This is a genomic window from Amnibacterium kyonggiense (assembly GCF_004364555.1).
In the GTDB taxonomy this organism is placed as follows: Bacteria; Actinomycetota; Actinomycetes; order Actinomycetales; family Microbacteriaceae; genus Amnibacterium; species Amnibacterium kyonggiense.
Genome location: NZ_SOAM01000001.1, coordinates 1551903 through 1565778 on the forward strand (window position 1 = coordinate 1551903; position 13876 = coordinate 1565778).

The window sequence follows — 13876 nt, forward strand, 5'->3', positions numbered from 1 at the left end:
CCGCAGATCCTCCGCGGATCCGCGGATCGGCCGCGACACGCCGGCGCGGCGGTCGGCCGCTCCGGCGTGTCGGACGAGAACTGCGGATCCGCGATGCCTACGGGCCCGGGGTGCCGAGGGGGTGGGTCGTGAAGACGCCGCCCAGCGGGTCCGAGCCGACCGGGCGGATGTCCGCGGGGGAGTCGAGGCCGAGCTCGGTCGCGAGCGCGTCGACGTGGTCCTCCGCGTCGTCCTGCGGCTCGTACCCGATCGCGCGGCCCGGGGCGAGGTCGACGGTGCGCCGCGTGTTCGCCGAGACGCCCCACACCACGTGGTTCCCGGGCGCGACGTCGAGCGACGCCTCGACGAGCCGCGCGAAGTCGGCGGGGGAGAGCCACGTCGAGCGGGCGCGCGCCGTGTGCGGCCGGTCCCCGAAGGTCATGATCCGGGCGGACACGATCCGCATCCCGAACCGGTCCGCGTAGAGGTCGCCGAGCGCCTCCGCGGCCGCCTTCGAGAACCCGTAGTAGGTGTCGGGCCGCGCTCGCGGCATCCCGTCGCCCGCCTCGTCGGACGGCACGCATCCGGCGGCGTGCACCGAGCTCGCGAGGAGGATCGCCGCCCCGCCGAGGTGCGCGGCGTCGAGCGCGACCCGCGTCGACTCGACGTTCACGTCGACGATGTCCCGCCACGACCGCTCCGACGCGTGGCTCGCGAGGTGCACGACCAGGTCCACGCCGCGTGCCGCCTCCTGCATCGCGGCGTCGTCGACCGCGGAGCCGAGCCGCACGTCGTCGTCGGCGCTCGCCGCGGGCGGCTCCACGAGGTCGAGGAGGCGCAGCCGGTGCCCGGCGGCGCGCAGGAGGGGTGCGACGGCGGTCCCGATGGAACCCGCCGCGCCGGTGAGGAGGATGACGGCCACGGGTCGACGGTACGGCGCCCGTCCGCGCCTCGGCTCAGACCAGCAGCTCGACCAGCTTCGCGGCGTTCCGGACGGCGTAGCCCTCGAGGTCGTTGGCGAAGTACGCGAACACCTCGTGCCCGGCGTCCTCCCACGCGGCGATGCGCTCCGCCCAGCCCTGCAGCTCGTCGTCGCGGTAGGACCCGGCGGTGCCCGTGCCGTGGTCCGCGCCGTGGAAGCGGACGTAGACCCGCTCCGCGGTCGGCCGCAGCACCGTCGGCAGCCCGGGCCCGCTCATCACGCAGTAGGCCGCGCCGCGGCGCTCGAGGAGTCGGTACACCTCCTCGTCCAGCCACGAGTCGTGCCGCAGCTCGACGGCGACGGACACGTCCTCCGGCAGCGCCCCGAGCAGGGCGTCGAGGTGCGCGTCGTCCCGCTCGATCTCGGGGTGCAGGTGCACGAGCACCATGCCCTGCCGCGGCCCCAGGTCCTCCCAGGCGACCGCGATCCGCTCGGCCCAGACCTCGGGCGCCGTCAGGCCGCCGTCGCGGGCCGGACCGCTCGCGTCGAACAGCGAGAGCTGGAAGCCGTCGGGGGTGTCGTGCTGCCAGGCGGTGAAGGCCGCGTGCGGGGGCTGGTGCCGGAAGTCGGCGTGGACCTCGGCGGTCTGGAACGACGCGGCGTAGGCGTGCAGCCGGTGCAGCGAGTCGAACCCGGCCGGGTAGAGCAGCCCCTCCCAGTGGTCGTAGGACCAGCCCGACGTGCCGATGTGCGCCATGACCCCACCTTCTCCGGCGCGCCTGGGACGCGGGTGCCGACACGCGCGCCTCCAGCCCGGCGGCGGGGAAGGCGCCGCCTACCGTCGACCGCGTGAACCAGGACCGGTACGGATCGGACGTGCTCGCGGACGGCGGCTGGAAGCGCAAGGCGCCGCCGCCCAAGGTGGTCGAGGCGCTGCGCGACCTCGTCGTCGAGGAGGTCGCGAGCGGCTTCGTCGGCGCCGTCGTCGGCGTCGAGGGCCGGATGGTCAAGCTCGAGGACCGCCGCGGCAAGGTGCGGGTGTTCCCGATCGGGCCGGGCTTCCTGATCGACGGCCAGGCCGTCGCGCTGCGGGTGCCGAAGGCGCAGCCGAAGCAGGCCGGCCCGCTCCGCAGCGCCTCCGGCTCCTTCGCGGTGCAGGGCGCGAAGGCGCGGGTCGCGCGCGCGAGCCGCATCTTCGTCGAGGGCCGGCACGACGCGGACCTCATCGAGAAGGTCTGGGGGCACGACCTCCGGATCGAGGGCGTCGCCGTCGAGTACCTGGAGGGCGTCGACCACCTCGACGAGGTCCTCCGCGTCTTCAAGCCGGACGAGGAGCGGAAGGTCGGCGTGCTCGTCGACCACCTGGTCGCGGGCAGCAAGGAGAGCCGCATCGCGGACGCGGCGGTGAAGCCGTGGGGCGGCACGGTGCTCGTCGTCGGCCACCCCTACATCGACATCTGGCAGGCGGTGAAGCCCGAGCGCCTCGGCATGAAGGCGTGGCCGGTCATCCCGCGCGGCGTCGAGTGGAAGCACGGCATCTGCGAGGCGCTGGGCTGGCCGCACGAGGACCAGGCGGACATCGCCCGCGCGTGGCAGCGCATCCTCTCCCGCGTGGACCACTTCGGGCACCTGGAGCCGGCGCTGCTCGGCCGGGTCGAGCAGCTGATCGACTTCGTGACCGCCTGAGGCGCGACGACCCGTCAGACCGCGAGCAGCTCCCAGCCGACGGCACCGGCGTCGAGCGTCAGCAGGCCGTAGGTGCACCGCGGCTGGCGCCGGCGGTCCGTCGGCGAGCCGGGGTTGAGCAGCCGCAGCCCGGTCGCGGCGACCGAGTCCCACGGGATGTGCGAGTGCCCGAACACGAGCACGTCCGCGTCCGGGAACGCCGCGGCCGCCCGCGACTCGCGCCCGGTCGCGGCGCCGGTCTCGTGGACGACCGCCACGCGGACCCCGTCGATCGACGCCGTCGCGACCTCCGGCAGCCGGGCGTGCAGTCCGGGCCCGTCGTTGTTGCCCGCGACGCCGATCACGAGCGGCGATCGGGCGAGCAGGAGGTCGAGCGTCGCCTCGTCCACCCAGTCGCCCGCGTGGACGACGCCGTCCGTCGCGGCGAGCGCGGCGAGCACGGGGGCGGGCAGCGCCTTCGCCCGCTTCGGCAGGTGGGTGTCGGCGAGCACGGTGAGACGGGTCGGCATGCACCCATCCTCGGGCGGCGCCCCCGTCGCCCGGTGGGAGCCCGAGCGTCGGGGCGTCCACAGCCCTCGGCCAGCTTCGATTCGGACACGTGTTCTACGGTCGCGACCATGAGCGACAGCGGCGAGGTCCTCGGCGGACCCGAGAAGAACACCACCGAGAAGGACCCGAGCACCTGGGTCACGGGCGACGAGCCCGCTACGGGTGCGCAGAAGAGCTACCTCGACACCCTCGCCCGCGAGGCCGGCGAGGAGATCTCGGCGGACATCACGAAGGCGGAGGCGTCGGAGCACATCGAGCGGCTGCAGGAGAAGACCGGCCGCGGGCAGGGCTCCGAGTCTTGAGCCCGTCCGCCCCCGCTCGGCTCCCTCATAGGCGATGCCAAGCGGGGGCGGCGCCCGCTCGAGGGATCGGCACCTACGGTCGTGATCCACGGCCGAGGAGGGGACGACACCATGGGGCTGCTTGACCGCCTGAAGGGCTACCTGAGCGACGACGCGCCCGCCGCGCGGTCCGGCTACTCGGGCTACGGGGCGTCCCGTCCCACCGCGCGCGGCCCGCAGCGCACGGACGACGAGATCGCCGTGGATCGCTACCGGTACCTGCTGCGCACCGCGCCGCCGGAGGCGGTGGAGGAGGTGCACGCGGAGGCGTTCGCGAAGCTCACGCCGCAGCAGCGGCGCATGGTCTTCGAGGAGCTGTCGCAGAACGCGACCGCCGCGGACCGTCCCGCGAACGACGACCCGCGCACCCTGGCCCGCAGCGCCACGCGCTCGGAGATGCGGCAGCCCGGGTTCCTCGAGCGCACGCTCGGCACGGGCGGCGGCTCGCGGGGGCCGGGCGGGATGGGCCTCGGCACGGTGATCGGCGGCTCGCTGCTCGGCACGGTCGCCGGCGTCGTCATCGGTTCGGCGATCGCGGACATGGTCATGCCGGGCATCGGCGACCTCGGCAGCGACATCGCCGGTGGCGTCGAGGACTTCGGCGCGGACGTCTCGGAGGGGTTCGGCGGCTTCGGTGACGCGGCCGGCGGCTTCGACGACTTCGGCGGCGATTTCTGAGCACCCCTTCCCCTGCGGATCCGCTCGGATCCTGCCGATCGGGCGCCGGGGACCGCGGAGCGGCCGACACGATGGACGCGTGCTGACCGACCGTCTCCGGGGGCCGCTGCTCGAGGTGCTGTCCGGGCAGCCCGCCGGCATCCCGGAGTGGACCCGCGCGCTGGCCGAGGGGGACGACGCCGGGTACTTCGCCGAGGGGAGCGCCGTCTGGGAGGTGCACCGCGACATCGCCACGCTCGTCGCGGGGCCGCGGGCGCTGCTCATGCAGGCGCTGCACCCGGGAGCGATGGCGGGCGTGCACGACCACTCGCGGTACCGCGAGGACCCGCTCGGCCGATTGCACGGGACGATCCGCTGGATCACGACGGTCTCCTACGGCTCGCGGGCGCAGGCGGAGGGCGCGAGCCGCTGGGTGCGCGCGATCCACGAGCGCGTGCGCGGCACCTACCTCGGCGCCGACGGGACCCCCGTGCCCTACGCGGCGCAGGACGAGGACCTGCTCGCCTGGGTGCACGTCGTCTTCGCGGACGCGTTCCTCCGCGCGTTCGAGCGGTACGCCGACCGGCCCGTGCCGGGCGGCCCGGACGCCTACGTCCGCGACTGGGCGATCGCCGGCGAGCTGATGGGCGTGCCCGACCCACCGCGCAGCGTCGCCGAGCTCGACGCCCGCCTCGTCGCCGCCCGCGACAGCGGCGTCCTCCGTGCGGACGAGCGGGTGCTCGATGCGGTGCGCTTCATCCGCCGTCCGCCGCTGCCGGCCGTGCTCCGGCCGACGTATCCCGCGCTCTTCCGCGGCGCCGTGGCCACGCTGCCCGACTGGGCGCGCACGATGCTCCGGCAGCGGCCGGTCCTGCCCGCCGAGGAGCTGGCGACCCGCGCCGTCCTCGCCTCCAGCCGGCGTCTGCTCGGCACGGCGGCGGCGCCCGGGCAGGCGCGCATCCGGCTTGCGGCGCTCGCCGCACGCGACTCGGCCTGAGCCCGCGCGACTCGGCTCGACCCCAGCGTCGTCTCCGTACGCTCGCGCTGGGCCGCACCGGCCCACTGAGACGAAGGAGTACCGATGCCCACTCGCACCGCTCGCACCGCCTGGGACGGCGGCCTGCAGGACGGCTCCGGCCAGGTCGAGCTGAGCAGCTCGAAGGTCGGCACGTTCGACGTCTCGTTCCCGCGCCGCGCGGCGGACGACGCCGGCGGCTACACCAGCCCGGAGGAGCTCGTCGCCGCGGCCCACTCGGCGTGCTTCGCGATGCAGCTCTCCGCCAACGTGGCGGAGGAGGGCGGCACGCCGGTCTCGCTCGAGGTGACCGCCGACGTGTCGCTCGGCCCGGACAGCGCCGCGGGCGGCTTCAAGCTCACGGGCATCACGCTGACGGTCAAGGGCGAGGTCGAGGGGCTCGACGATTCAGGCTTCCAGCGCGCCGCGGAGGCCGCGAAGGCGGGCTGCCCGATCAGCAAGGCCCTGACCGGCGTCGACATCACGCTCAAGGCGTCGCTGGTCAGCTGAGCACGCGACGGGAGGGCGCGGTCGCAAGGCTCGCCGGCGCTCGCACCTCGACCAGCGGGTCCGCCCCGTCGGTCGAGGTGCGAGCGGAGCGAGCCTCGAGACCGGCCCGCCCTACAGCCAGTTCCGGCGCCGGAACGTGACGTAGAGGACGATCCCGAGCGTCACCATCGCGGTCAGCGCGAGCGGGTAGCCGAACGGCCACGCCAGTTCGGGCATGTTCTTGAAGTTCATGCCCCAGATCGACGCGAGCAGGCCGGGGAAGAAGCCGATCGCAGCCCAGGACGACACCTTCTTCACCTGGTTGCCCTGCTCGAACGCGTCCCGGGTCAGCTTCTCGATCTGGTCGTTCTGCCGCTGGCCGACGAGCGTCGAGTTCACCATGAGCGCGTTCTGCAGCAGGACGCGGAACCCCTCGACGCGCTCCTGGACGCGGGTGACGTGGTCGAGCACGTCCCGCAGCCCGCGCCGGACCTCGAGGAGGTCCTCCCGCCCGTCGATCTCCGCGCGCAGCTGCTGGAGCACGCCGGCGAGCGGCGCGATCGCGCGCTGGAAGGTGATCACCTCGCGGGTCAGCTCGTAGATCCGCTGGGAGACGCTGCTGTCGCCGGCGAACAGCTGGTCCTCGATCTCGTCGATGTCGTTCTCGAGGCCGTTCACGACGGGGCTGTAGTCGTCCACGACCCGGTCCGCGATCGCGTAGAGGACGGCGAGCGGACCCTTCGCCAGCAGCTTCGGCTCGGCCTCGAGGCGCGCGCGCACGGCCTGCAGCTCGGGCGCCTCCGCGTGCCGCACGACGACGACGTAGTCGCGGCCGACGAACAGGTCGACCTCGCCGAAGTCGACCCGCTCCTCGGTGTCCATGTAGCGGGCGTGCCGGAGGACGACGAACCGGTCGCCCCCGTAGCGCTCGATCTTCGGCCGCTGGTGCCCCTCGAGCGCGTCCTCGACGGCGAGGGGGTGCAGGGAGAACTCGTCCGCCACGGACTGCAGCTCGGCCGGATCGGGGCGGTACAGGCCGATCCAACCGAAGCCCTGCCTCGCCTTCACGAGGTCGTACGTCTCGGAGAGGCTCGTCGGGTCGGGCGTCCGCTTCCCGTCCACGTACACCGCGTTGTCGATGATCGGCACGAGCGGAGACTAGTGAGCCCGGTCATCCGGTCGACGCACGCGGGGACCCCGGGTTTCGCGGGTACGGTTCGCAACGTGTCCCGCATCGCCGCTGTCGCGACGGCCCTGCCGTCGCACGCCTACCCCCAGCAGGCGATCACGGACCTGCTCGCGCCGATCGTCGCGCACGACCCGCGCAAGCAGGCGCTGATGCGCCGGATGCACGCCTCCTCCCGCGTCGCGACCCGGCACCTCGTCCTGCCGCTCGAGGAGTACCGCGACGCGCTCACGTTCGGGCAGACGAACGACCGCTTCGTCGAGGAGGGCACGCGGCTCGCCGAGTCGGCGGTCCGGCGGGCGCTCGCCGAAGCCGGTGTCCGGCCCGACGAGGTCGACCTGATCGTCTTCACCTCCGTCACCGGCCTGTCCGCGCCGAGCGTCGACGCGCTCCTCGTGCCCCGGCTCGGGATGCGGGAGGACGTGAAGCGCATGCCGATGTTCGGGCTCGGCTGCGTCGCCGGCGCGAGCGGGATCGCCCGCGTGCACGACTACCTGGAGGGGCACCCGGAGGACGTCGCGCTGCTCGTCTCGGTCGAGCTCTGCTCGCTGACCGTGCAGAAGGACGACGACTCCGTCGACAACCTCGTCGCGAGCGGCCTGTTCGGCGACGGCGCGGCCGCGGTCGTGCTGGTCGGTGCCGCACGCGCGGCCGGCGTGCACGGCCCCGACGTCGTCGCGACCCGCAGCCGCCTGTACCCGGGCAGCGGCTCCGTGATCGGGTTCCGCCCGAGCGAGACCGGCTTCCGGGTGATCCTGACGGCGGGCGTGGTCGACGTCATCGACGCGAACTTCGCCGCGGACGCGACCGCCTTCCTCACCGATCACGGCCTCGGCGTGCCCGACGTCGCCACCTGGATCGCGCATCCCGGCGGGCCGAAGGTGCTCGACGCGTTCCAGCGCGGGCTCGACCTGCCCGCCGGCGCGCTCGACCGCAGCTGGGCGTCGATGGCCGCGGTCGGCAACCTCTCGTCGTCGAGCGTGCTGCACGTGCTGGCGGACGAGCTGCGGGCGCCTCACGACGACCACCAGATGGGCCTGCTGTTCGCGCTCGGACCGGGCGTGAGCGCCGAGCTCGTCCTGCTCCGCTGGCCGGAGGCCGCCGAGGCGCTGGCGGCCGCGTGAGCGCCGAGCTGCTCGCGGGGACGCCCGGCTGGTGGGCCGCGTACACCGCCTACCTGGTGCTGCTCGCCGGCACGAGCGTCGAGCGGTTCGTCGAGCTCGGCGTCTCCGTGCGGAACGCCCGCTGGGCCTTCGCGCAGGGCGGGGTGGAGACCGGCCGCGGCCACTTCCCGCCCATGGTCGCGCTGCACACCGCCCTGATCGCGGCGTGCGCCCTCGAGCCGCTGCTCGCCGCGCGCCCCTTCATCACCGCCCTGGCGGTGCCGATGGCGGTGCTCGCGCTCGGCTCGCAGGCGCTGCGCTGGTGGTGCATCCGCACGCTCGGCCGCCGCTGGAACACCCGCATCGTCGTCGTGCCCGGGCTGTCCCTGGTCCGGCGAGGCCCGTACCGCGTCCTGCCGCACCCGAACTACGTCGCGGTCGTCGTGGAGGGCGTGGCCCTCCCGCTCATCGCCTCCGGGTGGTCGACGGCGCTCGTCTTCTCGCTCCTGAACGCGGTCCTCCTGCTCGGGTTCCGCATCCCCGCGGAGGAGCGGGCGCTCGCCGCCGCCGCACCCGCCGAGGAGCCCGTGCGATGAGCGGCTTCATCGTGCGGGAGGTGGAGGAGCGCGACTGGACGCGCCTCCGCGCGCTGCGGCTCGAGATGCTCGCGGACACCCCGATCGCCTACCTGGAGACCCTCGAGACGGCGCAGGCGCACCCCGTGTCGCACTGGCAGCGGCAGGCGCGCGGCAGACCGGGCGGCGTGAAGCTCGTCGCCGAGCTCGAGGACGGCTCGTGGGTCGGCACGATGACGGGGATCATCGCGGAAGGGGTGCCGACGCTCGTGGCGGTGTACGTCGCGCCCGCCGTGCGCGGTGCGGCGGCGGGCGTCACCGACGCCCTGCTCGCGGGGATCGAGGCGTGGGCCGTGCAGCACGGCGACCAGCTGCGGCTGGAGGTCAACGAGCTGAACGGCCGGGCCGTGGAGGCCTACCGCCGCCGCGGCTTCGTCCTGACCGGGCGGACGACGCCGTACCCGCTCGATCCGCCGTCCCTCGAGCTCGAGATGGTCAAGGGCCTCCGCTGACCCGCCGTCCCACGGCGGATGCGGGTTCCGGCCCGGTCACGCGGGCGTCGGTGGGAACCGGGAGAATGGCGCCGTGACGGCGAAGGGCGGCGAGGGGGAGCGGCAGGTCTCGGCCGCCGACGTCGACAGCTCGCGCGCCACCGTGCTCCACGTCGACATGGACGCGTTCTTCGCGTCGGTCGAGCTGCTCGAGCACCCGGAGCTCGTGCACCGCCCGGTGATCATCGGGCACGAGGGCGGCCGCGGCATCGTCAGCTCCGCGAACTACGCCGCGCGCCGGTTCGGCATCCGGTCCGCGATGCCGGTGGCGCGGGCGATGCGGCTCTGCCCGCAGGCCGTGGTCCTGCATCCGCACTACGAGAAGTACCGGGACGCGTCCGCCGAGGTGATGCGGATCTTCCACGACGTGACGCCGATCGTCGAGCCGCTCTCGATCGACGAGGCGTTCCTCGACGTCGCCGGCGCGGTCCGGCTGTTCGGGCCGCCCGCGCGGATCGCCGCCAACCTGCGGGCGCGGGTGCGCCGCGAGACCGGGCTGACCTGCAGCATCGGCGCCGGTGCCACGAAGTTCATCGCGAAGCTCGCCTCGACCCGTTCCAAGCCCGACGGGCTGCTCGTCGTGCCGCCGGAGCGGACGCTCGAGTTCCTCCACCCGCTGCCGATCGGCGCGATCTGGGGCGTCGGCCCGGCGACCCGCGAGAACCTCGAGCGGCGCGGCATCCGCACCGTCCGCGACCTGGCCGAGACGCCCCGCCAGGTGCTCGAGGGCTGGGTCGGGCCCGCGGCCGGCGGGAAGCTCCACGACCTCGCCTGGGGTCGGGACGCGCGGCACGTCAGCACCAGTCGGACCGACAAGAGCATCGGCCACGAGAACACCTTCGGCACCGACATCAGCGACCTCGGGGCGCTGCAGCGCGAGCTGCTCGAGCAGGCGGACCGGGTGGCGGTGCGGCTCCGCAAGGGCGGCTGGCGGGCGCGGACGGTGTCGCTGAAGGTGCGGTTCGCCGACTTCACCACGATCACCCGGTCGAGGACGCTGCCCGAGGCGACGGACCTGGCGCGGCGGATCCACGAGCAGACGGTCGAGCTGCTCGACGCGGCGGACCTCCGCGGCCGGGCCGTGCGGCTGCTCGGCACCCGGGGCGAGCAGCTCGTGCGGGCGGAGGACGAGCTGCTCGGGCTGTGGAGCGACCAGGAGCAGTGGCGCGGGGCCGAGACCGCGGCGGACCGCGCCGCGCTGCGCTTCGGCCGGGGTGCAGTGCTGCCGGCGGCGCTGCTGGAGCGCCCGGTCGACCGCGAGCGCCTCGCCGACAGCGAGGGCTGATGGCGATCGAGGCCCAGGGACGTCGCAGGGGCACGTCGCGGCACCGCTCGGCGTCGCGGTTCGCGATCCCGCGACCCGTCGGGCGGGCCGCCCGGGTGCTGACGCCCGTCCTCTCGCTGCTGCCGCCCGTCGTGCTGCTCGTGCTGGTGCAGTCGCTCAGCCCGGTGGCGCAGCGGGTGCCGTCGGGCGCGGCCCGGTTCGACCTCGCCGGCGCATGGCTGGCGACCGAGCCCGGCGCGCTGGCGGGCACCACGTCGTGGCTCACCGCGCCGACCCTCGGCCGGCTGCAGCTCGGGCTGCTCGTGCGCGGTCTGCAGGGCGGCCAGGCGCAGAGCGTGCTCGCCGCCGCGCACGGCGGTGTGCTGCTGCTCGCGGTCGTGGAGGCGGTCCTGCTCTGGTGGGTGCTGCGTCGCGCGGGCGCCGGCGGCGTCGCGGCCGGGCTCGCGACCGCCGTGTTCGCGATCGCGCCGATCGCGGTCGTCACGCATGCGACGGTGTCCGCGACGACGTTCGGGGCGTGCTGGCTGCTGCTCGGCACCGGCCTCGCGCTCGGCCGAACCCGGACCGGCCGGATCGCGGGCGGTGCGGCGGCCGCGGTCGCGGTGGCGTCCGCGCCGGTCCTCGCGATCCCCGCCGTCGCGCTGGCCGCCCTGCTCGTCGTCCGGTTCGCCGCGGAGCGCGCGCGGCGGGGCGGTGCCTGGGTCCGGCCGGTGCTCGCCGTCGGGCTCGGGTTCGGGGTCGCGGCCGTCCTGCTCGCGGTCGCCATGGCCGTCACCGCGGCCCTGCCCGCGGGTGCCGCGACCGCGCGCCTGGACGCGCTCACCGCCGCGCAGGGCTCCGCCCCGACCCTGGGCGCCGCGGCCTTCGCGACCTGGATCGCGACGGACCCGCTCGCGCTGCTGCTCGTCCTCGCCGCCGCCGTGCTGACGGCGATCGCCGGCCGCGGCCGCGGGCCCGTGGTGCTCCTCGCCGTGACGCTCGCCGCCGCCGTGTGGCCGCTCGGCGGCGACGCGGTGACGCCGCTCGTCCTCCTGCTGCCCGCGGCCGCCGCCGTGCTCGCCCGGTCGGTCGACGTGGGCGTCTCGGCCCTGGGGCACCCGACGTTCGTGCGCAGCGTGCTCGGCTCCGCGTGGCTGACGGGCGTCGGTGCCCTCCTCGTCGTCGGGATCACGGCCTGGCTCGTCGGCCTCGGCGGCCTCGTCCGCGGCGCCGACCAGCCGGTCGCCCAGGCGGAACGGTGGATCGACAGCAGCGTGCCCGCCGGGCAGACGGTGCTCGTGGGCCTCGGCGCCTACCCGGACCTCGTCGGGACGACGAAGGCGACGATCGGCTGGTACGGCGGCCCCGCGGGCACGACCGACGTGCCGAGCTCCGTCCCCTGGAGCCGGGCCGACTACGTCGTCGCCGACGCGTCCCTGCCGCCCGACCGCACGGGCGCCGCGGCGAGCGTGCTCGGCCGCTCCCTCGAGGTCGCGACCTTCGGCCGCGGGGATGCCGCGATGTCCGTCCGCGCCGTCCGGGAGACGGGCACCGCGACCGCGCCCGCCGCGCCCACCACGGCTGCGGGCCGACGGGCGGCCGAGGTCCGGAAGCAGGCGGGCACGCAGCTGGCCGAGAACCCGCGCGTGCAGGTCGACGGCCAGGACCGCGCCCGGCTGCTCGCCGGCGACGTCGACACCCGCATCGTGCTCGTCCTCGCGCAGTTCGTCACGGCGCACAGCGTGGCGATCAGCGGCTTCGGCACCGCCCAGGGCGACACCTCCGGCATCCGGACCACGGTGACGATCAAGGCCATCGACGGCCGGGCGGTGCCGACCGACGGCACGAAGACGGGCGTGCTGCTGCGGTTCCTCTCCGACCTCCGCGGCGACTTCGCGACGAAGTCCATCGACGCCAGCGACGACGGGATCACGGCCGCGTTCCGCCCGGCGCCCGACCTCGTCCCGAGCGGCTGAACGCTGCCGTTCCCTGCGGACGTCGAGGAGGAGGGGCCATACTCTGCGCTCGATGATCCGAATCCGCCGACCCCTGTTCGCAGCGCTCGCCGCCGCCCTCCTGGCCGTCGCGTTGCCCGCCGCGCCCGCTTCCGCCGCGTCCCGCGACGGGTGGGTGCGCCTCGCCCACATGTCCCCGGACACGGCCGCCGTGAACATCACGCTGTCGAGCCTGTCCGGCGACGTCACGCTGTTCCGCCTGCAGAACGTCGGCTACGGCGCGGTGTCGAAGTACATGCGCCTGCCGCAGGGCACCTACGCCCTCGCGATGGTGCCGGCGGGGGAGAACGACCCGAACGCGACGCCCGTCGTCAGCGGTTCGGTCAAGATCACCGCGGGCAAGGCCGAGACCCTCGCGGCGATCGGCAAGAACGACGACCTGAAGACCACCGTCTTCACCGACGACCTGAACACGGTCAGCGGTGACGACGCGCGGGTGCGCATCGTCCAGGCCTCGGTCACGCACAAGACGGTCGATGCGAAGGCCGGCTCGACGACGGTCGCGAGCGACGCGTCCTTCGGCGACGTGTCGAAGTACGCCACGGTGAAGGCCGGCTCGACCGCCATCGACCTCAGCGCGGGTTCGGACACGCAGACCGTCACGCAGCAGTTCGCGGCGGGCAGCGCGCACACGCTGTTCGTGATCGACGACTCCAAGGGGGACCTGACGGTCTCGCCGGCGCTGGACAGCGCCGCCGCGACGGAGACGCCGGTCGGGTCGCTCGCCGCGGGCGGCGGCGGCCTCGCCGACGGCACCTCGGAGGTCGCGCTCGTGCTCGCCGCGATGGCCGCCGCGGGCGGCGCGATCGCGTTCGGCGCGATGGCCCGCCGTCGTCGCGAGGTGCTCGGCTCCTGACCGGCCGCGCACGGCTCGTCGCCGCCCTCGTCGCCCTCGTGCTGGCGATGGGCGGCGGCGCCGCACTGACCTGGCGCGGCGTCGTCGAGCAGCGGGCCGTGGCGGAGCAGGCGGCGGACGAGTCCGCACGGATCGCCGCCATGACCGCGGCGGAGCGGCGCACGGCGCGCGGCGGCACCGACGGTTTCCAGGAGCCCGTCGTGTCGCAGCCGCCGACGAGGAGCACGGCCGTGCCCATGCGGGTGCTGATCCCGGAGCTCGGCGTCGACTCCTCGCTCGAGCGGCTGCACCAGGATGCGCGCGGCGTGCTCGTCGCCCCCGAGTACGCGGACCAGGCGGGGTGGTGGGCGAAGGGCGTCGTCCCGGGCGACACCGGCGCCGCCGTGATCGTCGGGCATCTCGACACGATCCTCGGCCCGGCGGTGTTCGAGCATCTGAAGCAGCTGCGTCCCGGCGACCTCATCGAGGTCCGGATGTCGGACGGCCGGACGCTGCGGTTCGCCGTCGACGGCAGCCACGTCGTGAAGAAGGCGCTGTTCCCGAGCGACCAGGTCTACGGGCCGACGCCGGACGCGCAGCTGCGCCTCATCACCTGCAGCGAGCCCTTCGACCCGGTGGCTCACAGCTACACGGACAACCTCGTGGTGTTCGCGACGCTGAAGAGCTGAGTCGACCCGCTCATCGAGGT

General features: G+C 74.8%; 16 protein-coding genes. 12 read left to right on the forward strand and 4 right to left on the reverse strand.

What is annotated here, in order from left to right:
- Nucleotides 1-97: 97 nt before the first annotated feature.
- Complete coding sequence (locus tag CLV52_RS07805) at nucleotides 98-901, reverse strand: NAD-dependent epimerase/dehydratase family protein (protein WP_211342628.1); 804 nt, start codon at nucleotides 899-901, stop codon at nucleotides 98-100.
- A 34-nt stretch (nucleotides 902-935) separates the two neighbouring features.
- Nucleotides 936-1658, reverse strand: coding sequence for a DUF72 domain-containing protein (locus tag CLV52_RS07810; protein WP_133765653.1), 723 nt, complete (start codon nucleotides 1656-1658; stop codon nucleotides 936-938).
- Nucleotides 1659-1750: 92 nt separating this feature from the next.
- Here CLV52_RS07810 and CLV52_RS07815 point away from each other — a divergent pair, with 92 nt between their 5' ends.
- Nucleotides 1751-2587, forward strand: coding sequence for a DUF3097 domain-containing protein (locus CLV52_RS07815; protein WP_133765654.1), 837 nt, complete (start codon nucleotides 1751-1753; stop codon nucleotides 2585-2587).
- A gap of 14 nt (nucleotides 2588-2601) precedes the next feature.
- On the opposite strand, the gene CLV52_RS07820 is transcribed toward CLV52_RS07815, so the two are convergent.
- A complete protein-coding gene (locus tag CLV52_RS07820; RefSeq protein ID WP_133765655.1) occupies nucleotides 2602-3096 on the reverse strand; it encodes a metallophosphoesterase family protein in 495 nt (164 codons plus the stop codon).
- A gap of 108 nt (nucleotides 3097-3204) precedes the next feature.
- On the opposite strand from CLV52_RS07820, the gene CLV52_RS07825 reads away from it, so the two are divergent.
- From CLV52_RS07825 to CLV52_RS07840, 4 genes are all read left to right on the forward strand, one after another.
- On the forward strand, nucleotides 3205-3438 hold the full coding sequence (locus tag CLV52_RS07825; RefSeq protein ID WP_133765656.1) for a DUF3072 domain-containing protein: 234 nt from the start codon (nucleotides 3205-3207) through the stop codon (nucleotides 3436-3438).
- Between the two features lie 111 nt (nucleotides 3439-3549).
- Complete coding sequence (locus CLV52_RS07830; protein WP_133765657.1) at nucleotides 3550-4155, forward strand: hypothetical protein; 606 nt, start codon at nucleotides 3550-3552, stop codon at nucleotides 4153-4155.
- A 79-nt stretch (nucleotides 4156-4234) separates the two neighbouring features.
- Nucleotides 4235-5131 carry an oxygenase MpaB family protein gene (locus CLV52_RS07835; RefSeq protein ID WP_211342629.1) on the forward strand — a complete coding sequence of 299 codons (897 nt, stop codon included), beginning with the start codon at nucleotides 4235-4237 and terminating at the stop codon, nucleotides 5129-5131.
- Nucleotides 5132-5215: 84 nt separating this feature from the next.
- Nucleotides 5216-5659 carry an OsmC family peroxiredoxin gene (locus CLV52_RS07840; protein WP_133765658.1) on the forward strand — a complete coding sequence of 148 codons (444 nt, stop codon included), beginning with the start codon at nucleotides 5216-5218 and terminating at the stop codon, nucleotides 5657-5659.
- Between the two features lie 111 nt (nucleotides 5660-5770).
- On the opposite strand, the gene CLV52_RS07845 is transcribed toward CLV52_RS07840, so the two are convergent.
- Nucleotides 5771-6787, reverse strand: a complete 1017-nt coding sequence (locus CLV52_RS07845; RefSeq protein ID WP_133765659.1) for a magnesium and cobalt transport protein CorA — start codon at nucleotides 6785-6787, stop codon at nucleotides 5771-5773.
- Between the two features lie 75 nt (nucleotides 6788-6862).
- Between CLV52_RS07845 and CLV52_RS07850 the strand changes: the two genes are divergently transcribed.
- The 7 genes from CLV52_RS07850 to CLV52_RS07880 all read left to right on the forward strand — a co-directional run bounded on the left by CLV52_RS07850 (nucleotide 6863) and on the right by CLV52_RS07880 (nucleotide 13856).
- Nucleotides 6863-7948 (forward strand): type III polyketide synthase, encoded by a 1086-nt coding sequence (locus CLV52_RS07850; RefSeq protein ID WP_133765660.1) that lies wholly within the window; start codon nucleotides 6863-6865, stop codon nucleotides 7946-7948.
- The gene (locus CLV52_RS07855; protein ID WP_246018012.1) at nucleotides 7945-8523 is read left to right on the forward strand and encodes an isoprenylcysteine carboxyl methyltransferase family protein; all 579 of its coding nucleotides are present in this window, start codon (nucleotides 7945-7947) and stop codon (nucleotides 8521-8523) included. Before CLV52_RS07850 ends, CLV52_RS07855 begins: the two co-directional genes overlap by 4 nt.
- A complete protein-coding gene (locus tag CLV52_RS07860; protein ID WP_133765661.1) occupies nucleotides 8520-9014 on the forward strand; it encodes a GNAT family N-acetyltransferase in 495 nt (164 codons plus the stop codon). Before CLV52_RS07855 ends, CLV52_RS07860 begins: the two co-directional genes overlap by 4 nt.
- 157 nt (nucleotides 9015-9171) lie before the next feature.
- Nucleotides 9172-10338 (forward strand): DNA polymerase IV, encoded by a 1167-nt coding sequence (gene dinB / locus CLV52_RS07865; protein WP_133765909.1) that lies wholly within the window; start codon nucleotides 9172-9174, stop codon nucleotides 10336-10338.
- The gene (locus CLV52_RS07870) at nucleotides 10338-12293 is read left to right on the forward strand and encodes a hypothetical protein (protein WP_133765662.1); all 1956 of its coding nucleotides are present in this window, start codon (nucleotides 10338-10340) and stop codon (nucleotides 12291-12293) included. The genes dinB and CLV52_RS07870 overlap by 1 nt, the downstream gene beginning before the upstream one ends.
- Before the next feature lie 52 nt (nucleotides 12294-12345).
- Nucleotides 12346-13188, forward strand: coding sequence for a DUF4397 domain-containing protein (locus CLV52_RS07875; RefSeq protein ID WP_133765663.1), 843 nt, complete (start codon nucleotides 12346-12348; stop codon nucleotides 13186-13188).
- A gap of 47 nt (nucleotides 13189-13235) precedes the next feature.
- Nucleotides 13236-13856, forward strand: a complete 621-nt coding sequence (locus CLV52_RS07880; RefSeq protein ID WP_246018043.1) for a class F sortase — start codon at nucleotides 13236-13238, stop codon at nucleotides 13854-13856.
- Nucleotides 13857-13876 lie beyond the last annotated feature (20 nt).